Here is a 24,205-nt window from a genome sequence, read left to right on the forward strand (position 1 = left end):
AATGTCTTTGTGCTATTTGATTTTCGTTGGTATCATAAATTGCATCATAAGTATCAGGATTTTGCCAATCAACTAATTTATTATCTTGCGTGCTTTCTTCTAAATATTTTCTTTTTTCTATAACTCTAATATCTAAATTTTCTTTTAATGGATTATTTGCCCAAACTGTAATTATATTTCCTAATAATACAATAAAAATCCATAATGCCAATAACAACAAGCACACCTTAGCCAATAAAAAATGCTTGGGTTGTTCTAAATTATTCACTTTGTAAAAAAACTCTTTTCTAATATGGCAATTATAAATAATTCCAACTTGAAAAAATTGCTATTATTTATTTTAATTATACAATTATCTCTTATTTTGTTTTTTATAATTGTAATAGTATTAAATACTATGTAAAATTATTATATCGCAAAATAGATAAAAATATACTTAATTTTTATTAATATTTCTTTGTTGTAATGCTTTATAAATTATTATATATATTATTTTATTGTGGGATAAAACCTAAAACTGATAAACAAACTTCTTTTAAGTCTTGAACTTCAATTTGTGTGTGTTTGTTTCTACACATATTAATACAAGCATCATTAACAAGTGTTTCGATGGTACGATTAGAACACTTCATAATGTCATTTTCAATTGCATCATTAACATTTTGGGTGAGATAATTTAGTGCATCATCAGAAATGGGGTTTTTATAGATATTTTTAACTAAGAATTTCATAAAGTCTTTGCGTGGTTCTTTTTCAAGGGTTTTAACTTCAATTTTGTAAGTAAATCTTGATTTAATGGCATCATCCATTTTATTTAAATATATGTGTATAGGAGGTGGTTCTTATTCAAAATGTGATCCTAATTTAGTTCCTTTTGGACCTGCCTTTATTGACTTAAAAAAATTAGCTCATCAAGTGAATGAATTCTTTACAATTGATCAATTACTTACTTTAACTACAATTTATACTGAATCCTTATATCTTTTATCTAAATAAACAACCAAAAAAACATCTAATAAACAATCAATCCCCCAACTAAAATATATTTATATACAAATTAAACAAATATATAAAGGAGTTATTTTTGAAAAAAGAAATACTTAAAATATATGATCTAAATCTTAATTTTCTTGTTAAAAAACATTTAATCTATGCACTAAGAGGGATTAATTTGTCTCTTGGTGAAGGCGAAATTTTGGGGTTAGTAGGAGAATCGGGGAGTGGTAAAAGTGTTATTTCTAAAGCTTTAATGGGACTTTTACCTGATAATGCTTTAATACAAAAAGGTTCTATCCTTTATAAAGACCTAGATTTAGCCCAAATGAAAGATAAACAATTTAATAAAATTAGAGGAAATGAGATTTCTATTATTTTTCAAAATACTCTTTCAAGTCTTAATCCTTTAATTAAAGTTGGTAAATAAATCTATGAAATCCTACAATTAAAAAAGACTAAAAGCACTCATCAACAACGCAAAAATCAAGTATTAAAATTGATGGAAGAAGTATGAATTCCCGAACCTATGAAGCGTTTCAATCAATATCCTCATCAACTTTCAGGTGGGATGTGTCAAATAATTGTAATTGCTATTGCTCTAGCTAATGAAGCCAAAATTTTAATTTGTGATGAACCTACTACAGCTTTGGATGTAAGTGTGCAAAAAAAGATTTTGTATTTGATTAAAAAATTACAACAAGAAAAAAAGTTTTCCATTATTTTTATTACTCATGATTTAGAAGTAGTTAAATATGTAGCTGATAGAATAGCTGTTATTTATGCTGGTAGGATTTTTGAATATGGGACTACTCATGAAGTTTTTATAATAGTAAACATCCCTATACTTGGGCTTTTTTGCAATCTATGCCTGTTTTTGCCAAGAAAGGCAACAAGTTAAAAAGTATTCAAAGAAATCCTCATCTGCTTACTGCTCCTATTTTGGGGGATGCTTTTGCTCCTCGTAATCCTTATGCTTTAAAAATTGATTTTGAAAAAGAACCTCCCATGTTTAAAATCTCTGCTACTCATTATGCAAGTAGTTGGTTATTACACAAGTTTACTCCCCGAATTGAAGTCCCTGATTTAATTTTGGATTTGCAAAAGAAAGGAGGATATTGTAATTAAAAACAATAAAGTTATTTTGGACGTTAGTAATGTTTCTAAAATTTTTCCTAATAAATTTCAAGGATTAAAAGATGTTTCTCTAACTATTTATAAAGGTGAATGTTTTGGATTAGTAGGACAATCAGGTTCAGGCAAAACTACTTTAGGACGCATTATGGCAGGTATTATTCATGCTACTGCAGGAACAGTTTTATTTAGTGGTATCGTGGATAAAAAAACATATTTAGTTCAACAGGGTTTTAAAAAATACCCAAAATCTTAAAGATAAACAAAAATTAAAAGAGATTCAAATGATATTTCAAGATCCTGATCAAGCTCTTAATCCAAGAATGATTGTAAGAGATTTAGTAGAAGAAGGTTTGATTTGTCAAGGAATTAAAGATAAAAATCAAAGAAAAGTACAAGTTTTGGAAATGATTAAATTAGTAGGATTGCAAGAAAGTGATTTGGCGCGTTATCCTCATGAATTTTCAGGAGGACAAAAACAAAGAATTGTAATTGCTAGAGCCTTAATTGTAAAACCTACTTTAATTATTGCTGATGAACCTGTTTCTGATTTGGATGTTTCCATTCAGGCACAAATTCTTAATCTTTTAAATGAATTGAAAGAAAAATTAAAACTTATTATTGTCTTTATTTCTCATGATTCATCCATAGTTAAGTATTTTTGTGATAGATGTGCTTTAATGTATCATGGTAATGTAGTAGAAATGGCAAATGTTAAAGATATTTTTGTCTTTCCTCAACATCAATATACTAAAACTTTATTGAAAGATGCTAATTTAAGTTAAGTTGAAGTGTGGGAAAATAAATCAATATACTAAAAACAAGATATTAAGATAAAAAGAGACTTTTTAAGTCTCTTTTTTTTATTTAGTTCTAAAAAGACAAAAAATATTATAATTTATATGCAATACTGTATTTATCTTTAAAACTTTTGATATATATTATTACAAAAACTATAATGCAAATAAAAGTCCATATTAAAAATATTGCTATTTTTGCATTAGTAATGTTTAGTATTTTATTTGGGAAAATATTATTTTTGGGAAATGTAATAAAAGGAAATTGACTTTTGTGTAGATGATAAATATCTTGTTGAGAGCAAATATTAATTAGATTTCCTTGAGAATCAAAGGCAAACCAATTATTATAATAAAGGCTTTCTTCTAAGTTAAAATAATTTTCTAAAAAAGTACTATCTATTGTAATTGCTTGGCTGTTTGGGTTATCTAGTAATGCTAAATGGCTTTGAAAAATATGAGGCGCTAAGGCTTTATCAGAGATATTATTATGATTACTAATTAAATATATTTTTTCTCCTAATAAAATTTTTTTATCAGGAACAAAGGTACAAACAGGATAATTTGTTCTAGATTCAAAAGTTATGTAGCTAAAAGGATTATTGTGGGTGGCTATGGTTTTGTATTTTCCTTTTTCATCTTGTAAGCCAAAAGGTGTTTGGATAGTTATTTTAACGTTTTCATTACAAATATTTTGGAAAACATCTAAGAGATAAGAAGTGTCTAGGTTTGTTCTATTTTTTTGTAAAATGACAGTATATATAAAAGTATTATCGGAATTATTTACAGTTTTTTTGTCAATGATAACTCCTAAGTTGATATTTTGGGAATTGTAATAATCTTGGCATAAAACTATAGTTTTTAACATATCTTCTTTAATTATTTGTTCTTTGTTATCAAAAAGATTATAAAAAGTATTTGGTTTTTTGGGGCTTTGGAAGGTGGTTTTTGCCAATTTGATATTAGTTTCTAAAATCTTTTTTTGGTTTTCTAAAATGTTGTTATAAGAAAAAGTTTGTTTAGTAAATGATAAAAACATTTTATCTATGTCAATTTTAGGTATTTGAATTATTTCTTCATAACTTTTTTTATTGTTATAATCAAAAATTTGAATTTGTAAAGAGATACTAAATTGATTAGTGTTTGCTAAACTAATTTCTAATTGCTTGTATTTGTGAGTATCAAAATTAACTAATTGTATTGTTTCCAAACCATGACAATTTATTGTAAGTAGAGTTTCTTGGTTGTCTTTATTTTGAAAAATTATTTTTTGTTCGGGCTGTTCTTTTATATAAGTATGTAGGTCTTCTAAAAAGATGTTGGTTTGGATGTGATTTTTTTTTTCGTTTAGTTTTTCATTTTGTAAGATGTTAAGTTCGTTTGCAATATGATTTGTATTAGTGTTAGTCGTTTGGAATGCAATATTATTTGGGTTGTTATTTGCTATGTTTTCTTTTTTGGATTTGAGTAAAGTATAGAATTGTTGTTTGATGTAGTTAATGTTAATTGATTGAGAAATACGCAAAATTTTATGATAACTCCTATTTATGCCTATTAATTTTCCTTCAGCATTAAAAAGAGGTCCTCCGCTATTGCCTGAATCTAGGGTCATATCAGAGTTAATTTCTTTTTCATTGAGAAAAGCAATAACTCCTGTTTTAAATAAATTTTGTCTAAATTGAGGTCTTTGGTGAGGCATTAGGTCAAAATACCATTGTTCCCATTTTAGTTTTGTTGGTTTTTGGAATTGGTTAGTTTGTAAGCCTTTTTGGCAACCTAATACCCAAACTTGTTCTCCTTGATGGATAGGTATTTGTATATCTTTATCAAAATTAATGTATTTGGCAAGAACTTCATCTAATTTTTTAGTAGTATCGGAGTTAGGAATAGTAAAAGTTATGATAGCTATATCGTCGTATTCACGATTGTTATTAATAAAAGCATATAGTTTTGCTTGCTTGTTTAATCCTTGATTGTTTTTGATTGTTATTTGTTTTTGGTGATTTGATGTATGATAAAAACTTTCAATTACATGACGATTAGTTAGTGCATAATATATGGTGTGGTTATTTATTTGTTCTTTGTAAACAATTATTCCTGTTCCTAGGCTATAACCAGTATTGATAAATAAAGTAATTAAATTGATGTCTTTTAGTATTTGGTTGTTGGGCGGTTCTTTTTCCTTTGTCTTTGTTTCTGTATCTTTATCTACTATATTATTTATATTATTGGGGTTGATAGTTGCATTGATAAGTTTTATTATTGGAAGTTCGTCATTTATTATAGGTTTATTAAAATTTATGGAAGGAATCACTTTAATATATTTAATTCCTTTTTCTTTTTTTATTTCAGGAGTTATTAAAAAACCAATTAAATTGCCTTTTTCAGTCCAAAACATAGTTTGTTTATTGTTGGAATTACAACGACTATAAATAGCAATAAATATTTCATCTAATTCATTGTTAACTTCAATATCTTCACTTATATGACTTTGTTGAAAGGCAATTGCTTGTGGTATAGTTGTAGAAAAAGAATGAATTGGTTGTCCTTGGTGATATTTGTTTTGTCTTTGTAAAGGAGTAATTATATATTGTTTGTGAGATTTAAAAGTGATAATATCAAAATCTTTTAATAAGGGAGTAAAAATATTATATTGAGTTAATACTTGATTTTGAATAGTGCCCCATTCTTCTCCTTGGGGATTTGATAATTTTATAATGTTGTTTGGTTGTATGATATTTTTAGGAGTAAGAGCAAAATATATTTTTTTTTCTGAATTGTTAATTGATGGTGTTTTTTCATTTTCATTGTCATTATTATTTGTGATTTTGAAACTATAAAAAATAATTCCCAAAGCAGTTTTATCATTTGTATGTATTTGCCAAATTTGGTCTTTGTTGGTTTGTATTTGATTAGTATTTTTAATTTGTTCTTCCTTAATATCTTTTTTAATTTTTTCTTTTAAAATGTCTTTTTCTTGTTCCAAAGCTTTAATAGTTTGTTTAATAGTTTTAGTTTGGTTATTTTCATGTAGTTTATCAAAATATAAGGAATTATTCATAAATTGAATAGTATAAAAGTAATTTTGTAATTGAATAAAACTTAGCCAAAAAAGAATAGATATGTTAAAAAATAAGATAAATTTACGATAAAAATTAATTCTTTTCATAAAACTCTTTTCTAATTATGAGCGATGTTAAATAAAATATAAATAAAAGTATTTTTTTTCTTTTGGGATTTATTTCAAATTTAAAACACCCTTCATTATTATTTTACCCTAAAATTTATTTATTAGTTTGTAAAAAAAATAGCAATAATGTATTGACAGTGCCAAAAATTTTTGTTAAAATAAAATTGAGCTTAAAGGATTAAATATTTTATACATATTATAAAAAATAAAATAAATATAAGAGATTATCAGAAAAGATAGTAAAGATTTATATTTTCATCTAAAATCGCTTTAAGTTCAAATGAACAAATTATAGAAAATCGTTTTTTCATTTTTTAAGTTAGAAAGAAGAAAAAAAGGAGTGATAAAAATGCTATTTAATTTAATTAATCGAAATCAAGATTTATTAGAAAATTTATTTGAAGATTTTAAAACAAATTCTTTAACTAACAACAACAATATTATGAAAACTGATATTCAAGAACAAGATAATCAATACCTTATTACTATTGAATTACCAGGTTTTAAAAAAGAAGATGTTAAAGTTGCTTTGGAAGAAGGCTATTTAGTAGTTGAGGCTAAAAATTCTAAAAAAAATGAAATTAAAGAAGCTAATTTTATACGTAAAGAAAGATTTCAAGGATTTTTGAGACGTAGTTTTTATTTAGGTGATGATTTTCTTTTAGAAGATATTAAAGGTTCTTTGGAACAAGGTTTATTAAAATTAAGTGTTCCTAAAAAAGAAGTTAAACCCAAAGAAAAACGTTATATAAAATTAAATTAAGATATAATAAAAACAAGTTAAGTAATTAACTTGTTTTTATTATATATATATGATTAATATTATTAAAAGAAATAACCTCTTATTTATAAGAGGTTATTATGAAATGCTTCAATTATGAAAATAATCATTGGTAGTTGTATTCGTAGGTACAATAATCAGCTTTTGTTCCATTGGATTTATATTCTTGTTTTTTTGATTAGTTTTCCTTGTGGAGTTTGGGTTTTAGTTGGTTGAGAGTTTGTTGTTTGTGGTTGTGATGTGGTTGTAAATGTTTGAGAAGGCAAGTAAGGATTTTAATTGACTTGACTTCCTGTATAAGTTCCTTCGTTATTACTATAATCAGGTTTGTAAGTTTGTGTGGGCAGTTTAAATGTTTCTTCTTTTGTTTGTTCTTGTTTAGATTTTAAAACCCAACAAACACCTAAAATTAATCCTAACATTAATACTGTAAATGATATTGTAAGTACAATAAAATTTTTATTGTCTTTTTGTGGTTGTTGCATATTTTTTGTCTCCTTTATCATTTCCTTTTAGTTTTATAGGGAACAAAAAACATTTCCCTTACTTTTATTTTACTCTTTTTTTTGCGTAAAGAACGCTCAATAATAGTTAAAAAAGTAGTTTTATGAGTTTAGGAGACTTAATAATTATATTAATAAACAAAAAAAAGACCTCTAAAAAAGAGGTCTTTTATAAATTATTTAATTGTAAGTATTAGTTTATTTTTGATTGTTTTTGGTTCTTAAATGCAAATACTTTTTTCCAGATAGTATCAAATAATAACATAACTAAAGGACATAATAATAAACATAAATAATGAGATATATTAATATCCTTAGTATGGAATATATCACTTAAAGAACTAAATTTAGTAATTAATACAAAGAATAATACTTCAATTATAATACCATAGTACAATATTTTATTAGGTTTTTTTATAGTTTGCCAAAAGTAAAGTTTGTTAGAACGACAAGCAAATGCGTTTCCTACTTGAGCAAAGATAACAACTCCAAATGCCATAGTAGAAGCTAGGAAGAAGTTGTCTTTTGTATTAAAATTGTAAACTGCACAAAAAAATGCTAAAGACATTAAACCTTCAACTATTCCTAAAAAGCCATAACTACGTTTTAATACTTTAGCGTCCATTAGATGGTCGTTTTTAGTACGTGGTTTTTGGACTAATAAACTTGGGTCAGTTTCTTCAGCTCCTAGAGCAATAGCAGGAATTAAGTCAGTTAAAAGATCAATTGCTAAAATTTGTAAAACATATAAGTAAGGTTCTGTAACTCCTAAAAAAGCAATAGCGATGAAAGGAAAGATTTGAGGGATATTAGAAGCAAAGACATAAGTCATGAATTTTTTGATGTTTTCATAAATACAACGTCCTTCTAAAACAGCTTTGGAAATAGTTGCAAAATTATCATCTAATAAAATCATATCAGCAGCATTACGAGCAACATCAGTGCCTGCTTTTCCCATAGCAATTCCTATGTGAGCTGCTTTAAGGGCTAAAATGTCATTAACTCCGTCGCCAGTAACTCCTACTACTTCTCCATTTTTGCGGTATGCTTGAACAATTTTTAATTTATGTTTGGGAGTAGTGCGCGAAAAGACAACTGGATGAGGGCTTTTGAGGACTTCTTGTAATTGTTCTAAAGACATTTTGTCAAGGTCACAACCGTCTAAACCAACGAACTTGTCTTGGATTATTCCTACTTGTTTACCAATGGCAGCAGCAGTAAGACTGTAATCTCCTGTAATAATAGTAATTTTTAGTCCTGCTTGAGTTAAGTTTTTAACTGATTCTTTAACTTCTTCTCTTGGTGGGTCGTAATTAACTGCAAAACCTAAGAAAACCATATCTTCTTCTAGGGGAGGATTTTGTTCAATTTTTTTGTAAGCAAGAGCAAGAACGCGGTATCCTTGGCTTGCAAATTGGTCGTTTTGTTTAAAGAAAGATTCTTTTTCATGAGGGCTAAAAGGACTTACTTGAGAACCTTTGTATTGCATTTGACATTGTTCAAGGACAATATTAGGAGCTCCTTTAATAAAGAGATATTGTGAATTGGTGTCATATGCAGGTTCTTGGTTGTTTTTAACTAAGACACTCATTTTTTTACGTTCTGAAGTAAATGGGTTTAATTGGATTATTTCTAAGTTGCTTTTTACTTCTTCAATGTTGTAACCGTATTTTTTAGCAGCAATTAATAAAGCTCCTTCAGTAGGATTACCGATTAATTCAAATTGGTGGGGTTTAGTTGGCGTAGGAACTAATTTAGCCTCAGAGCATAGAACTGATGCAATTAAGAATTTTTCAATTCCTTTTTTGGAGGCAGTATTTTTTGGGCAAACACTAAATGTTTGTTCGTCGTTATAGCCAGAACCTTTTAATTTGATAGTGTCATCAGGAGTTACAATTTTTCTTACTGTAAGTTGGTTTTGAGTTAGAGTTCCTGTTTTATCAGTACAAATAACAGTAGTAGAACTGAGGGTTTCTAGGGAAGAGATTTTTTTAACTAAAGCGTTTTGTTTAGCCATTCTTTGAGAACCAACTGCTAAACTTAGATTAACGGTAGGAAGTAAGCCTTCAGGAATGTTTGCAACTAACATACCAACTGCACAAACAATTGCTGCTCTAAAAGAATCTATATTATATTTTTCTGCTTTGAAAAAACAAATCATAAAGACAAATAAAGCTGCACAAGAAGCAATAATACTTACTTTTTTAACAATGTGGTGCATTTCTTGGTCTAGAAGGCTTTTGCCTTTTTCAATGCTTTGAGCAATGCTTGAAACTTCTCCAATTTGGGTGTTATTTCCAATAGCATAAACAACTGCAAAACAACTACCTTGAGTAACTGTAGTACCTGCATAAACTAAATTAGGCATTTCAGCAATGGAATGATTATCTTCGAGGTTTGGCATTTCAGTACGGTTTAAAGGAATGGTTTCGCCTGATAACATTGAGTTGTCAACAAAAAAGCTATTAGATTGAATAATACGTGCATCTACTGGAACTTGGGTTCCTGTTTCTAAAAAGATGACATCTCCAATGGTAAGTTCAATAACATCCATTAATTCTATTTTTTTGTTGCGGTAAACTTGAACTTTTTTAGGAATCATTTTACCTAAGGAAGACAACATTTTATCAGCTTTGTATTCTTGGGAAAAAGAAAATAAGCCATTTACAATGATAACTAAAATAATAGAAATACCGATGGCTGCTTCTTTGGGATTAATTACAAAAATCATTAATGCTGCTATCCATAATAAAATAGCCATTATCGAGGTAAATTGTTTGATGAATTGTTGCCAAAACGGAAAAGATTCGCCTTTTTTGATAATATTTTTACCGTAGAGAGTTTGTCTTTCTTGGGCTTGTTTGTCAGTAAGTCCGCAAGCATCGGTGTTTAGATGTTTGACAACAGCATCTTTATCAAGACGACTGATTTGCAAAATTTCTTCTTTTTTATTCATATAAAGTTGTTTCCTTTGACTAAATTTTATATTTTAGTATTTTGTTAACTGATATATAAAAAATATTTGCAAGGCTATAATGGTGTATAAAATTAAATGGAATAAAGGAATTCAAAATAATAAGGATGCTAATTGAGTAAGATAATTTTTTGTTGGGGGAGTTTGGTTGGGGTTTTGAGTTATGTGGTTTATGTGGTTTGTTAGTCTTGTTTGTGTGCAAAGTCATTTGTATGTTTTTTTGCCTTCTTGCTTTTGACTTTTTGTTTTGCATTTGCAAGTTTAATAAATTAGTTATATTGTTTTTATAACTACTAAAAATAAATCAGAAAAGTGCCACAACCAAAGTTATAAAGTATTATCTTGGGTCAATTTTGCAAAATTAAATTATTTTTTAGTTCGTTTATTCTAGTCATCTTTCTTTTGATGATCAATTATTTTTTATAAGCCTGATTAAATTATAACAAAACAAAAAATAAAAGCTAATAATAAATGTTAAAAAAATGCATTATTTTGGGAATTTGGAACCAAAAACCGTTATTTTGGGAATTATTTGGGTGGAATTGGGTGAATTTTGAAAAAAATTGTTATTTTTTTGTATCCGTTTTAGTTAATTTTTGGCAGTTGTTGTGATTTGGGATTGGATGAAACAAAATAATAAATTTTTAAGGATGGAATTAGTTATAAAATTTTTTGAAAGTGGTTTTATTAAATATATAAATCACCCAAATGTATTCAAATTTATAATTCTTAAATCCATATTATAAAATATAATAATATATGATGTAGAATTTTAATATTTGTTTATTTGTAGTATATCATTTTGATAACTAATTATCAAGTATAAAATTTATCATCCATTAATAAAGCACATTATTTATTATTTGCTATATGATTTTATTTTATATCATCCAAAAAACTTTATTATTTCAAATAATATTAATCACTTTATTATGTTATTTTTTTATGTTAAATTTTAATTTAACTTTTTTAATTTTAAGGAGATAAAAAACTAAATATGATTTCTAAAATCCCAAAATTATTTTGGACAAACATTGCTATTATTATTTTTGTAATAATTGGGATAAAAGAATTTATAGTTTTACCAAAAAAATTGTCAATTGATTTAAATACTAACCCAACCCATATTATTTGTGATGTTGTTCCTGTAGGGGCTTGTTTTACAAAACCTTCTATCAATATGTCATTAAAAAAACACAATTTATCTTTTGCAAAACCTCATTATAATATTTATACGGATGAAAAATATATTCCTTTAATGCCTGAACTTTTGGAAACTCAGTTAATGAAAGAAGGCAAAGAACACCGCGATAATAAAGTGATGCAAATTGCCATACAAGCCAAAGAGCACCAAAATAAAAAGTTTAATTGTTCTATTTTCCAAGAAGAAAAAAAATTTTTAAGAGAAATCCAACCAAATGGCATAATTATTGAAGGTTTTTTAGACTCTTGTTTGCTTACACAAGTGATTTTACCAAGTGGATCTATTTTTAAATATTATATGCCAACACAAGACAATATACAAACTATTAAAGAAATTTGGTGTGCTAATGGACAAATCCTAAAACCTGATTTTTCTCATATTTTGCATTTTTCTATGATGCAAACACCAACACCCCTTACTCCTAGTCAACTAACAGCTTATCATGAAGCAGGACATGCCTTAATAGTTTTGCAATTTCCTTTTGCATTATGTTCGGTTGCCAAAATTTATATTCAAGAAACAACTACTGATTTGACCGCTGATTCGATGTTTTTTTTTGGACAAACAGTTGTTAGGCATCCAAAATTAAATCAAGGTTGGCAAAGATTAGTTTTACAAGCTTTTGGAGGTGCAGCTGCGCAACAGTATTTAGCTAATCAAGGCAAAATTCCAAAAGAAAAAATATTTTCAGGAATTGATGATGATTTTCAATTTATAGAAAAACTTTTAATGGAAAATAATCAATTAAATAAAGTAGATTTGAATAAATTATTTCAACAAGCTTATAATATTGTTGCAAATAATAAAGATTTATTAGATATTATTGCCCAAGAAATAGACCAAAAGAAACTTTTACAACAAATAGATATAGAAAGAATTATTAAAGATAATCATATGTTGGTTGCTAAATTAAGAATTGGATAAATAATTTTAATTTATTTTTTTGTTAATTTTATCGATTTGTTTTTGTTTTTGTTATCAACTTAGAATTAAAATTATTGAATAATTAAAATATTTTGCCAAAATAAATCTAAATCCCAAAAAGAGGCTTTTTTAAAGTCTCTTTTTTTATTTATAAAATTGCAAGGAAAACTATCAGAATATAAGGATTAGTGAGCAAATTTTATCGTTTTTTTTTGATAAAATGACATTAATAACAGTTTTTTTAATCACTACTGCTAATTTTTAAAAAAGGAGCAAAAAGGATGTAAAAAATTTACCATGAAGAAAACAACAATTATTTTATTTTAACATTATCTTTTTTTAGTTTTTAGTTTTGCAATTGCAATTAGCTCATTTTATTTTAACATTTTTTAAAAAAGAAATAAATAGAAAGAAAAAAATATTGAAATTTATAAAAAATAATCTTGACAAATAAACCTAATTTCAAAGAAAATAAGGCAAATTAACTATGAAAATTAAAATATTGAAAAAGGAAAGAAATGTATATGTATGGTTAGGAATTTTGGTGGTTTTAATTCTAATAGAAAGTAGCGTTTTTGGGTTTTTAATATTAACAGACAAACTTCAATATAATGTTAAAAAATCTGAAGAACACACACAACCTAACTTTTCTAAAACTTTAGATTTTAATAATCTTGATTATAACCAAATTGATGAAAAAATGCTCAAAACAGCAGTACACGAAGCAGGACATAAAGTTGTTGCTTTGAGTGTAGGCAGAATTATTAATTCAGTTTCTGCCCAAACTTTGATTAATTATAATGCTGATGGTGGAATTTCTTATTATCGACTAGATGATAGCATTATGAAAGAAAAAGATTATTTAGATGAAGTTATTATTAATCTTAGCGGGCGTGCTGCTGAAGTACTTTTATTTCAAACGGATGGCGGTTCAAAGAATTGTGTAGATGATGCGTTTCAAGCTAAAAGAGAAATTGAAAAAATGTTTCACAAATTCCCAAATAATCACTATTTACAACAAAGGGATGGCAATAAAACAAAAGCAACAAAAGATGTTTTAGATTATTGTTATAATGAAATTAAAAAAATTAATCAATCATAAATTAATATGGAAAATAACAATTCAAATGTTATTGTATAAGCAAACTTTGGATCAAAATGGCAATTTGCTCACTGATTCTATGAAAAATCTAGATAGACAACTTTATTTTTATCTTGAATTTGGTAATAATTAATCTTTAATCATGCCAAATTAAAGCTGTATGAAGTTAAAATAAATATTTATCATTAAGAATAACTTTTTAAAAATTTATAAAATTTATAACATTTTTTATCGATTAAAAAATACTATTTAAATTTCAAAAAATATTTATAAAACAAAAGAAAAAGGGAAGGCCTTAAAGAATATGAATGATAATTTAAAACAACTTTGGATGAAAAAGAAAAAATTATTTTTAGTTACACTACTATTATTTTGTGTTGTTTCTTTGCGTTTAGGAGTTTATTTATATAAAAAATATGCCAAAACACCAACAAATAACCAAACTCAAACAGCAAATAATTTACAAGAAGTTAATCAAGATTTGATGAGAGTTGCTTTTCCTAAAGAATTAAGTCAGTTATGTCCTTTATATCCATTAGGTGCACACAATGCTGATCCTAGCGAACAAGGATTTCATAAAAATATTTACAAATTATTGACGCAACCCTTTTTTAAAGAAAAAATGGAAAATGAAAATAGCGTTTTTTTGCCTAATTTAGTTTTTAGTGTTAAAAGTTGCAATGAAGAACAACAACAAGAACATATCATGGGAAATTCCGAACAAGTACAAGCTGCTAAAACAGTTTTAAGTGAAAATTATCTTTTTGAATTAAAACAAGGATTAAAATTTGAAAATGATGAAGAAATTAATTGTGATGTGGTATAAAATACCATTGAAAAATATATTAAATATTATGATAAGTATTATTCTAATTCCAATACACAAGATCAAACAGTGCAATTCAAAAACAAAGTTAAAGGATTAAAAAACCTTGGTCTAGATCTGAAAGAAGATCAAAATTTAACACAAGTACAACAATTAAATCAATGTTTTGAAAAAGTAGATAATTATAAATTTAAAATAAAATATCAAAGTCCTCAAGCTTTGTTAGAAGTATTAAAAAAGTTAATAATTTAGTTCTTTTATCTCCTCAAAATTTTCAAGATTCATGTGTAGGAAGCGATGTTAAGTGCGGTACGCGTTTGTATCTTATGGTCCTTATAAAGTCCAAGAAGGTTATAATCCTAAAAAATGGGTTTTTGTTAAAAATAAAAATGATTTTACTTATGATAATCCTCAAACTAATTTACCAAAAACAGTAGAGGTTTTAATTGCTCCTTTAGAAGAACACAAAACATTATTAAAACAACATAAATTGAGTTTTGTAGTTCCTTTTATGCCAAGAGAATTTAATTATTTAGATATTTATACAAATCATCCAGGTTTAAAACCAATTTTTTCTTCTGATTTTATATCTTTATTTCGAGTTAATATAGAAAATGATGAAAACGATTATTTAAAAAAGGTTCTGGGTTATTAAAAGATCTTAATTTTAGAAAAGCTTTATTTTATGGTATGGCACGTCAAAAATTAGACAACAATCCTACTATTAATTTATCTTCTGATAAAGCTAAAGTGTCTAAAACTGCTTCTTATTATAATTTAACCCAACAACATAAAGATAATGTTAATCAATTATTACAAGAAGATGGCGTTCTAAATGCCAATAACCAAACTAATTTAGATTATATGAAAGTATTAAAGTCCCAACAAACTTATGAGGTTGCAAAACAATTATTAAAAACATCTTATAATAACTTTTTACAACAATTCTATAATAATGAAACTCCTCAGACATTAGAAATTCAAATAAATTTTGAAGGCGGCTTTAATTGTGATAAAGTGCAGAAAATGGCTGAACTTTGGGAAACATTATTTAAAGATGCTTTGGGTCCAAATAAAATAAAATTCAAACTTAATATAGTGAGCATGGATGATATGACACCAGAAGAAGAGGCGGCTTTTTTTGAAAATTTGGACACAGCAAGCAATTATTTAGGTTTTGCATATCAGGATAAAGATGATTCAGATACTATTCTTTATCAGTTATTACCTGATAAAAACAAAGACAAAGAAATAAATTTCAATTTAAAATCATTTAGAGATTATTTAGTAAATCAATTTCAAAATGATTTAGCAAAACCTGAATGGTATGATAAATTAATTAATACAGGTGGCGAAATGGAAATTTTAGATTTAACCGATTCCAAAGCTTTCCAGAATTTTTTCTCACTGCCTTCTAATACTACTATTGCACAAACTAAGGAACAAGGAACAATAAATACAAAAACAGTAAACTTTCCAAAAATTGAAGAAAATGGTGATTGGAAAGGAAATGCAAACCAAATAATAGGTATTGTAAGTACTTGTTTATTACAAGTTCAAAATATTGATGCTAAGACTAAAGAAGAGCTTTTACTTATATAGCTCAAACTTTAGAAAAAGATTTATATCAAAGTTTTTATCGTATTCCTTTAACAACTATTCAAAAATATCTTGTTTTTGATGATATTAATCGTGATTATCCTAATTATTTACAACTTTTTGATTTTTAAAATTATATATTATTTATGCTAAATATTTAAACAATATTAACAACAAAATTCATTTTAGATAAAAAAGGCAAATCCATATTTATTCAAATTAAAAAAAATTTAAAAATCAGTTTAATTATTTTAACAATATTGATTGTTATTATTGGTAATTTTTTAGGTATAGGGCAGTTTAAACCCAAAGGACAAATAATTACTGAACATGAACTTTGGAAAAAATTAGAATCTCGTAAAATTAAATCTGTGCGTTATAGTAAAGGCGGCACTCGCCAAATGAAAAGTTTTAGCACTTATCATAATGTAGAAATCCAAGAAATTGATGATAATTTTTTTAAAACCAAATTATATCATATGGATATGATTTATTTAATTAAACAAGTTCCTTCGCAAAAGGTTTTTCATTTGAATGTTATTGTGCTTTTATTTGATATATTAGTTCCTGCTCAAGTTATTATTTTTGTAGTTTATATTTTGCGACAAAATAATTTATTAGGTGGGAATATGTCAGGTAAAACTAAAATTTCTGCTTCACAAAAATCTCTTTTTACTTTCGAAGATGTGGCATGAAACGAAGAAGAAAAAGAAGAACTCAAAGAACTAGTGGACTTCTTACAAAATCCTAAAAAATATGAATATGCAGGAGACTCAATTCCTAAAGGAGTGTTATTCTTTCAGGTCCTCCAGGAACAGGAAAAACCTTACTTGCAAAAGCACTTGCAGGAGAGGCAAAAGTACCTTTATGCCGCTTCTGGCTCGGAGTTTGATGGCATTTTAGTAGGTTTAGGCGCTAGAAAAATCCAAAAATTGTTTACTACAATTAAATATAGTGCTCCTTGTATTTTATTTATTGATGAAATAGATACTTTAGGCAAAAAGCGTGGTGGACTAGATAACAAACATGAACAAACCCTAAATCAACTTTTAACAGAGATGGACGGATTTACTAAATCATTAGGAGTAATTATCATTGGAGCAACCAATAGAGTTGATATGTTAGATTCTGCCTTACTTCGTCCAGGAAGATTTGATAGACAATTTAATGTAGGCTTACCCGACATAAAAGCAAGACAAGCTATTTTAAAAGTACACGCCAGAAACAAAAAAAATTGCTCCAAGTGTTGATTTTTATCAAATAGCAAAACAAACTCCAGGAATGAGTGGCACTCAACTTGCAGCTGTCCTCAATGAAGCCTCAATTTTAGTTGTAAGAAATCAAAAAGAATTAATTACTAAACAAGAATTAGAAGAAGCAATCGACCGTGTTTTGATGGGTCCTGCCAAAAAATCAATTAAATACAACGAAGAAGAACGAAAAATGGTAGCTTATCATGAAGCAAGACACGCTATTATAGGACTTAAGTTGGAACATGCCCAAAAGGTGCAAAAAATAACTATTATTCCGCGTGGGAATTCGGGCGGTTATAATTTAATGACACAAGAAACAGAAACTTTCTTTTCATCTAAAAAACGTATTCTTGCCCAAATTACATCTTATTTAGGGGGACGTGTGGTTGAAGAATTAATTTTTGATGATGTTTCTTCTGGTGCTTATGATGATTTTAAACAAACCACTAAAATAGCTCGCTTAATGGTTATTAAATACGGCATGAGCGACCTTGGAGTAAGCCAAGATTCAGAGTTTTCTGATAAAACATTAATTGATCAAGAAATTAAAAAAATAATTGATAATTGTTATTTACAAGCCAAAGAAATTATTTCCCAAAATAAATCCTTGCTTGATAAAATAACTAATTTATTGTTAGAACAAGAAACAATTACCAAAGAACAAATAGATAAATTAGTTTAGACATGCAAGAAAATTACATTCAATCAAAAACTAAATAATTCAAAGGATAATATTTATCATGAAAATCAAACAATTTTTAGACAAAAATAAAAAAATAATCTTATTTATAGTAGGATTTTTGGCAATATTGATTATTGCTTTTGTAGTTGCTATAAACTGGAAAAAATTTCAAAAAGACCCAATTTTGCAATCAACAAATGAAAAAACACAAGAATTGCAAGTTATAAATGATAAAGTATATCAAAAAAGTCTTCTAGAAGAAAACATCCCCTCCTTACATCCATTTAGTGAAGGAAATTCAGCACAAAAAGAAATGTTTGCTCTTTTAAAAACTAATTTTATTAATACTGAACCTAACTGGCATTTAGCTATACAAGAAGGTTTGGCTTCCAAAGAAAATGATTTTTCTAAATTGATTCAAAATAATAAATTTCAAGTAGCTAAATTCAAACCACAATATACTTTAGTTTTGTTAAAAGCATTCTCTTTATATTTTGATGATAAAAAAATGATTTTGTAGCCACTTCTTTTTTGAAAGAAGAACATTATCATGAGACCAAAGCAAGAGATATTAAGTCTAAAAAGTTCAAATGTGTTTTAAAAGATGGTTTAAAGTTTGAAAATGAAAAACCCATTAATGCTGATGTAATTGCATATTGTTTGGAAAAACATCAACAAATAATTAAAGAAACTCTAGAATCCAATGAAGACAATATTTATTCATGTGATAAAAATAATGTTTTGTTAAAAGATATTGTTTTTGAAAAAATAAATGATACTTCTTCTATAATAACTTATCCTGAAACCCAACATTTATTAACTTTATTTAAGAACTTAAATATTTTAACTTTATTTCCGCAACAAGAATTTGAAGCTGCTTATTTTACAAATAAAGAAAAAGAAATACAATCTCAATATGCAACCAAAAAACATCCTTTTATCTCTTATGGAGCTTCTTATTTATCACAAGGATATAATGAAAAATGTTGGGAATTTGTTAAAAACAAACATCATTTTAATGTTGATAAATATCCATTAGAAAAAGTTGTTTATAAAATGGTGTCAAATGTAGATGATCAAAATCAATTATGGCAAACTAATTCATTGAATGAAACACATATAATGGAAGAAAAAGATTTTTTTGCTTTGGCACAAACAAATCCTATAAACCCAAATAATATTTTAATGTTTGATTCAGTAGAACAAGTAAATATATTTTTAGAAAAACAAGTTTCAGAGGACAACCCTAAATTTAATTTTTTATAAATCATCCTAAATTTAGAAAAGCATTATTTTATAAAATTAATAGAAATGCATTAGCTAAAAAAATAAACTTTTTTATTATCCTAGTTTGTCTTATGTAAGTCAAGTAGCCTTAATAACTAACAATACTACTTATAATAATACCCAACAACATTGTGATGTTTTAAAAGTTTTTTTAGGACTTGATAATTATAATTTTGATGAAGCTTTGAACAAAAGTTTTGATCCAACCAAAGCTAGACAATTATTTAATGAAGTGCAAGAAGAATACAAAGAAAAAAATCCACAAGCAAACCATGAAGCACAAATAAAATTTTTATTGCCAAAACCAGAAAAAGAAATTGAAAATATGGTCTATTCATATTTAAAACAATCTTTGGAAAGTGTTTTTACCAATTCCAATTTGGAAATTATCATTAGTGATGAAGAGTACTGTGATTTTATTTTAAATATAGGTGATGTGTATTATAATAATGTAACTAATAGATTAGCTTTTATTTTTAATTTAGAAAAAGTAAATGAAGAATCAAGAAATATAGTAATTGATTTAAATAATGATCCTTTAGTAGAAGTTTTTAGGAAAAAATATGCTAATAATGATGATTGGAAAACTTATTTTTTTGACAAAATAACTTCTAATAATGAATTAATTTTTAATATTGGGGAATTTGTAGATTTTATAGAAAAAAACTTATTTAGTTGTTTCTTCTGACCAAACCCTACAAGAAAATCAATTTTTTCTTAAGATTTTGCAACAAATTGAAATGGATAATTTTCAAAATATGAATTTGATTCCTTTATTAAATAAAAATAAAGTTAGGGTTTATAGTGACTTGAATAAAGATTTTACTAATAGTTTTTTGTTAGGTTTTTTTCACTAATGAGCAATTAATTAAGTCATTAAGTTTTTAAGTCATTAAGTTTTTAAGTAATTAAATAATTATAAATACCAAAAATATTATAATTTACAATAACAAATAATAAGGAACGATTTTAAAGAATATATTTTTATCAGGAAAAAAAATAAGATATGATCAAGTGTTTCAAAAACTGGAAAATAAAAAAGTAAAAGGAATTCAATTATTTTATAAACAAAATAGTTTTTATAATGCCAATAATCAAGAATACTATCTTATAGTAATTAAAGATCAAAATGACAATTGGTTTAATAGTATTTTGACTTACGAATTAAAAAAATATTTTTTCAACAGTTCTATATTAAAAAATAGTAATCTATTAGATAATATGACAGAAAAAAATTTAGTTTTAATCCTTTAGAAATTATTTTAAGTTTATTTAAGAATTTATATATTTTTTTGTTTGGCATCTATATTATGTATTCTATTAAAACTCTTACAAATAATTCATCTAAAAAAAACAAATTTCTAATAAACAAAAATTTCTTTTTAACTTTGAAGATGTAGCAGGAAATAGAGAAGAACAAGAAGAGCTCAAAGAGTTAGTTGATTTTTTAAAGCATCCTAACAAACATATGAAAAGATGGGAGCATCAATTCCTAAAGGTGTTATTCTTTCAGGTCCTCAAGGGTTTTTTGTAGGCGATTACTGAGTTTTTTAAAAATATTGTTTCTTTTAAAAAAAATCTTTTTCTTATTACTTATATTATAGCATTAATAATTTTAATAATTTAAAGTTTTTTTAAGTTTTTTAAAATTTATAAATAATTTTATTTATTTTTTTCCAACAACAAAAGCCGTCTAACAATTAGACAGCAAAATTAATTAAAAATATTGAATTTAAAATAATTTAATCAAATTAAATTAAAGAGAAATTTGAAAATTTTGAATATAATTATTTTCAAGATATCTATACCAATATTGACATTCAATTTTTTTCAATATTTTAATATCTGTATCTTTTTTTTCATAATCTTTTTTAAGTTTTAATTTAAGTTTTTGTAATTTAAAATATTTTTTAAAATTCTTATTAAGAAAATGATTTTTTGGTTGAATACCAGATAAATTTAAACTAAAATAATTAGAATTTTGAAATTGTTGTGAATTCATATAAGATTTACACAACAAAGTCAAATTATGTGGAATTTTAATATTTTTTCCATTGACTCTTTGTTTAATATTCCATTCAAATATATTAGAAAAGTTAAAATTAACAATTGGAAATGAACTTAATTCTATTTCTTTAATTATATCATAAGGAAATAATGCCAAAAAGGATTTTTGCGGACAAGAAACACATGTACGAGAAAATCCAAACAAATGACGACTATAAAAATCAATTCCTTTATTAGAATTTGTTTCAATTAGTTTATCATTTTTAGAAACATATTTACTAACATATGAAACAATTTTATTGACATAATTTTTTTTATCAAAAGTGCCTTTATAAAAAGGTTTACATTTGCTAATTTCAATTTTTTCAAATAAAAGATTTGTTTTTGATGGTCTAAAAATTTGAACGTTTTGACTAATTGGATTTAAATGTTTATAATGTTTTATATTATTTTTATTCATAACAGATGAATAAGCATTAGCCCAAAGCAAAGTAATTTTTGGAACTTTAACATTATTTTTCTCATAATAATTTTGAGGTATTTTAATATTACCTTTTTCATCTATTTTATGCATTAAATAATCATCATAAAAAATACTCTTATTCCCTTTAATAGGTCGGTTTTTCAAACCCAAAGCATAATCTTTATCAGTACACAAATAACGAGAGTATACGCCAAAAGAATTTAAAACATCAATATTAAAAATAATATGGTAATGAATAACTCCTAATTTAGTAGTTTCCAAAGACCAAAAATATCGAAAATCTTGCATTTTAGAATAAACCAAATCTTTTTGAAAGAATTGTTGAAATAAACTTTGATAATATTTTTTTCTCACTAAACGAATAAAACGTTTTCTTGCTTGTCCCATAATATCAGGTTCATGAGTATATTTTATAGTTTTACCTTGTAAATCATCATAAGGAGCTGTCAAAGTAATAAAAGATATTTTTTTAGAATCTTTAAAATTATATAACAGTTTATCCTTAGCATTTTGTGAAGAATCTCGATAATGCCTTAAAATTTTTGATTTTGGTTTAATTTCTTGCAAATTATTTTCTTTTAATTGTTTTTTTAAAGAATAATCCAATTTCAAATCATCATCACTTAATGACAAATACCTTTCTTCTTTTTTTTCTTTTAAATATTTTTTATAACATTTAATTCGTTCCAAAGGTTCAAACATAAAATAATTAAACCCTTTTAAACGAGTTTCATAACCATTATCTTTTTTATTTACTTTATAAATATTTTTAGAAATTTCCTTAAATAAAACACATAATTTTAAATAACATTTCTTATAATAAGATTCAGTAATTTGATTAAATTTATGTTGTTTTTCTAATTGGTTAACTTTTTCATTATAAATTTTAATAGTAGTAGATAATTCATCATAATTTTCTATATCTTTTGAATTAGGTAAACAAATTTTTAAATAATCTAAATCAAAAATTTTATCATTTAATCCTTTTGTAAAATCATCAGAAATTAATTCTTTTTTTATTAAGGAATAAAAATAATCTATAAAAATAGAAGAATCATTCAAAGTTAAAATTTCAATATCACGTTTAGCACGAGTTATTGCAGTATAAATTAATTTTTTTTCTARRACTTKGTCTTGTAATTCATTTCGATTTTGCCAACCAATTAAATAAACGTATTCGTTTTCATATCCTTTATATCCATGTATCGTTGACAAAATAATTTCATTTTCTTTACTATTATTATCAGATGTAGTAAAAAGAATTTGGTTTTTTGTAAACTCATCTTTAATTTTTTGTAATTCAGCATTACTACGGCAAAGAACAGTTGTAGAAGAAATTAAAGAATTTTTAATTTTTTCACACAAATAATTAATTTGTTGATAAAAATTATCAAAAAAAGAAAAATTTATAAAATCTCTATATTTTTTTTCACTAAAAGATAATTGTAAATATTCCTTATTATCAATTAATTCATTAGCTGCTTTAACAATATTAATACCTTTGGAACGATAATTAACATTTAAAAAATGTTTTTCAGGTTTAAAATCTTTTACAAAAAGTTCCAAAATACGTTCACTAGAACCAAAAGAACTATAAATATTTTGAGTATAATCACCAAAACAATATAAAGAATTTGGTTTATTAAATAAAAGTTCTTTTATAATAAAATAATAAAAATAATTTAAATCTTGAAATTCATCAATAAAAACAGGACGATTATAAATTAAACCATTATTTCTTTCAACAAATTCAATAAAATCACTAGTTTCAATTAATAAACCATCAAAAGTTATTAAATTATAATAATTTAATTTTTCATAATACAAATTTAATAACAATTCAAAAGATTTTTTTAAAACTTTATCATCAATTTTAATAGATGAATAACAGTTTTCTTTTTGAAAAGTTAAACGTATTAAATTATTTAATTCCTGTAAAAGCTTTCTAAATGAATATTTTCTTTGTTCTTTAAAATACAATTTTAAATCTTGATTTTCTTTTAAAATCAGTTTTAAAATATTTAATTTAGTTTCATCATCAATAAATTTTCGTTGTTTTGCTGTTTCATTAAAAATATTATATTTTAAATAACAAGAATAAGCAAAACTATGAAATGTTCTAATTTCATAATTATCTTTTAAATATTTTTCTAATTCATCATCATTATAAGAAGGATAATCTTCTTTTAATGATGAAAATAATTTATCATAAATAATATTTTTAGTAGCATTAGTAGCTACCAAAATTAAAGGTTTTTCTTTTTCTTTTTGTCTTAATTTTTCAATTAAAATGGTAGTTTTGCCAGAGCGCTCTCCACCACGTATATACATGCATGACGCAGGGAACTAATTAGGAGTGGTGTTGATTTGATAAATAAATGATTCGGCTTCTCCTCTATAATATTAAAATCCTCGTAGATCCCCTAAGGAGTCATTATAGGAGGGGTCTAATAGGTTAATTGTAA

At 25.4% G+C, this 24,205-nt stretch carries 23 protein-coding genes and 1 pseudogene; 18 read left to right on the forward strand and 6 right to left on the reverse strand.

From position 1 onward, the window contains the following. Together BHE82_RS00005 and BHE82_RS00010 are read right to left on the reverse strand one after the other, a co-directional pair. Positions 1-268 (reverse strand): hypothetical protein (locus tag BHE82_RS00005; RefSeq protein ID WP_143549412.1); only part of this gene is annotated, 268 nt, incomplete at its 3' end. A 226-nt stretch (positions 269-494) separates the two neighbouring features. After that, positions 495-809, reverse strand: a complete 315-nt coding sequence (locus BHE82_RS00010; protein WP_071345281.1) for a hypothetical protein — start codon at positions 807-809, stop codon at positions 495-497. On the opposite strand from BHE82_RS00010, the gene BHE82_RS03155 reads away from it, so the two are divergent. The 4 genes and pseudogenes from BHE82_RS03155 to BHE82_RS00025 all read left to right on the forward strand — a co-directional run bounded on the left by BHE82_RS03155 (position 796) and on the right by BHE82_RS00025 (position 2,912). Beyond that, positions 796-996, forward strand: coding sequence for a hypothetical protein (locus BHE82_RS03155; protein WP_180365468.1), 201 nt, complete (start codon positions 796-798; stop codon positions 994-996). The genes BHE82_RS00010 and BHE82_RS03155 overlap by 14 nt on opposite strands. 88 nt (positions 997-1,084) lie before the next feature. Then, positions 1,085-2,121 (forward strand): annotated as a pseudogene (locus BHE82_RS03485) (ABC transporter ATP-binding protein). Positions 2,122-2,137: 16 nt separating this feature from the next. Then, positions 2,138-2,383: an ATP-binding cassette domain-containing protein gene (locus BHE82_RS00020; RefSeq protein WP_071345282.1), complete on the forward strand. Its 246-nt coding sequence runs from the start codon at positions 2,138-2,140 to the stop codon at positions 2,381-2,383. A 28-nt stretch (positions 2,384-2,411) separates the two neighbouring features. Next, on the forward strand, positions 2,412-2,912 hold the full coding sequence (locus BHE82_RS00025) for an ATP-binding cassette domain-containing protein (RefSeq protein ID WP_071345283.1): 501 nt from the start codon (positions 2,412-2,414) through the stop codon (positions 2,910-2,912). Between the two features lie 106 nt (positions 2,913-3,018). Here the strand turns inward: BHE82_RS00025 and BHE82_RS00030 are convergent, their stop codons facing one another. After that, positions 3,019-6,093: a S1 family peptidase gene (locus BHE82_RS00030; RefSeq protein WP_071345284.1), complete on the reverse strand. Its 3,075-nt coding sequence runs from the start codon at positions 6,091-6,093 to the stop codon at positions 3,019-3,021. A 370-nt stretch (positions 6,094-6,463) separates the two neighbouring features. On the opposite strand from BHE82_RS00030, the gene BHE82_RS00035 reads away from it, so the two are divergent. Then, the gene (locus BHE82_RS00035) at positions 6,464-6,877 is read left to right on the forward strand and encodes an Hsp20/alpha crystallin family protein (RefSeq protein ID WP_071345285.1); all 414 of its coding nucleotides are present in this window, start codon (positions 6,464-6,466) and stop codon (positions 6,875-6,877) included. 293 nt (positions 6,878-7,170) lie between these two features. On the opposite strand, the gene BHE82_RS00040 is transcribed toward BHE82_RS00035, so the two are convergent. Together BHE82_RS00040 and BHE82_RS00045 are read right to left on the reverse strand one after the other, a co-directional pair. Next, positions 7,171-7,380 (reverse strand): hypothetical protein, encoded by a 210-nt coding sequence (locus BHE82_RS00040; protein ID WP_071345286.1) that lies wholly within the window; start codon positions 7,378-7,380, stop codon positions 7,171-7,173. 211 nt (positions 7,381-7,591) lie between these two features. After that, positions 7,592-10,354: a cation-translocating P-type ATPase gene (locus tag BHE82_RS00045; protein WP_071345287.1), complete on the reverse strand. Its 2,763-nt coding sequence runs from the start codon at positions 10,352-10,354 to the stop codon at positions 7,592-7,594. Positions 10,355-11,369: 1,015 nt separating this feature from the next. On the opposite strand from BHE82_RS00045, the gene BHE82_RS00050 reads away from it, so the two are divergent. The 13 genes from BHE82_RS00050 (at position 11,370) to BHE82_RS00105 (ending at position 20,503) form a co-directional block, all read left to right on the forward strand. Next, positions 11,370-12,500 (forward strand): hypothetical protein, encoded by a 1,131-nt coding sequence (locus BHE82_RS00050; protein WP_071345288.1) that lies wholly within the window; start codon positions 11,370-11,372, stop codon positions 12,498-12,500. A gap of 487 nt (positions 12,501-12,987) precedes the next feature. Next, positions 12,988-13,602: a hypothetical protein gene (locus BHE82_RS00055; protein ID WP_071345289.1), complete on the forward strand. Its 615-nt coding sequence runs from the start codon at positions 12,988-12,990 to the stop codon at positions 13,600-13,602. 304 nt (positions 13,603-13,906) lie between these two features. Further along, complete coding sequence (locus BHE82_RS00060) at positions 13,907-14,428, forward strand: hypothetical protein (protein WP_071345290.1); 522 nt, start codon at positions 13,907-13,909, stop codon at positions 14,426-14,428. 69 nt (positions 14,429-14,497) lie between these two features. After that, positions 14,498-14,680 carry a hypothetical protein gene (locus BHE82_RS00065; RefSeq protein ID WP_071345291.1) on the forward strand — a complete coding sequence of 61 codons (183 nt, stop codon included), beginning with the start codon at positions 14,498-14,500 and terminating at the stop codon, positions 14,678-14,680. 52 nt (positions 14,681-14,732) lie between these two features. Continuing rightward, the gene (locus BHE82_RS00070) at positions 14,733-15,083 is read left to right on the forward strand and encodes a hypothetical protein (protein WP_071345292.1); all 351 of its coding nucleotides are present in this window, start codon (positions 14,733-14,735) and stop codon (positions 15,081-15,083) included. A 35-nt stretch (positions 15,084-15,118) separates the two neighbouring features. After that, positions 15,119-16,030, forward strand: a complete 912-nt coding sequence (locus BHE82_RS00075) for a hypothetical protein (protein ID WP_071345293.1) — start codon at positions 15,119-15,121, stop codon at positions 16,028-16,030. 257 nt (positions 16,031-16,287) lie between these two features. Further along, positions 16,288-16,722: a hypothetical protein gene (locus BHE82_RS03305; protein ID WP_071345294.1), complete on the forward strand. Its 435-nt coding sequence runs from the start codon at positions 16,288-16,290 to the stop codon at positions 16,720-16,722. A 33-nt stretch (positions 16,723-16,755) separates the two neighbouring features. Then, positions 16,756-17,277 carry an AAA family ATPase gene (locus BHE82_RS03310; protein WP_440480366.1) on the forward strand — a complete coding sequence of 174 codons (522 nt, stop codon included), beginning with the start codon at positions 16,756-16,758 and terminating at the stop codon, positions 17,275-17,277. A 31-nt stretch (positions 17,278-17,308) separates the two neighbouring features. Continuing rightward, positions 17,309-17,962: a hypothetical protein gene (locus tag BHE82_RS03315; RefSeq protein ID WP_257608355.1), complete on the forward strand. Its 654-nt coding sequence runs from the start codon at positions 17,309-17,311 to the stop codon at positions 17,960-17,962. Positions 17,963-18,020: 58 nt separating this feature from the next. Continuing rightward, complete coding sequence (locus BHE82_RS00090) at positions 18,021-18,482, forward strand: hypothetical protein (protein WP_071345295.1); 462 nt, start codon at positions 18,021-18,023, stop codon at positions 18,480-18,482. A gap of 11 nt (positions 18,483-18,493) precedes the next feature. After that, positions 18,494-19,228 carry a hypothetical protein gene (locus tag BHE82_RS00095; RefSeq protein ID WP_071345296.1) on the forward strand — a complete coding sequence of 245 codons (735 nt, stop codon included), beginning with the start codon at positions 18,494-18,496 and terminating at the stop codon, positions 19,226-19,228. Between the two features lie 85 nt (positions 19,229-19,313). After that, entirely contained in the window at positions 19,314-19,937 is a 624-nt protein-coding gene (locus BHE82_RS00100; protein WP_071345297.1) for a hypothetical protein, read from the forward strand. 326 nt (positions 19,938-20,263) lie between these two features. Then, positions 20,264-20,503, forward strand: a complete 240-nt coding sequence (locus BHE82_RS00105) for a hypothetical protein (RefSeq protein WP_071345298.1) — start codon at positions 20,264-20,266, stop codon at positions 20,501-20,503. Between the two features lie 502 nt (positions 20,504-21,005). On the opposite strand, the gene BHE82_RS00115 is transcribed toward BHE82_RS00105, so the two are convergent. Next, entirely contained in the window at positions 21,006-24,071 is a 3,066-nt protein-coding gene (locus BHE82_RS00115; RefSeq protein ID WP_084024620.1) for a UvrD-helicase domain-containing protein, read from the reverse strand. Positions 24,072-24,205 lie beyond the last annotated feature (134 nt).

It is taken from the genome of Rice orange leaf phytoplasma (genome assembly GCF_001866375.1).
Classification (GTDB): Bacteria; Bacillota_I; Bacilli_A; order Acholeplasmatales; family Acholeplasmataceae; genus Phytoplasma; species Phytoplasma asteris.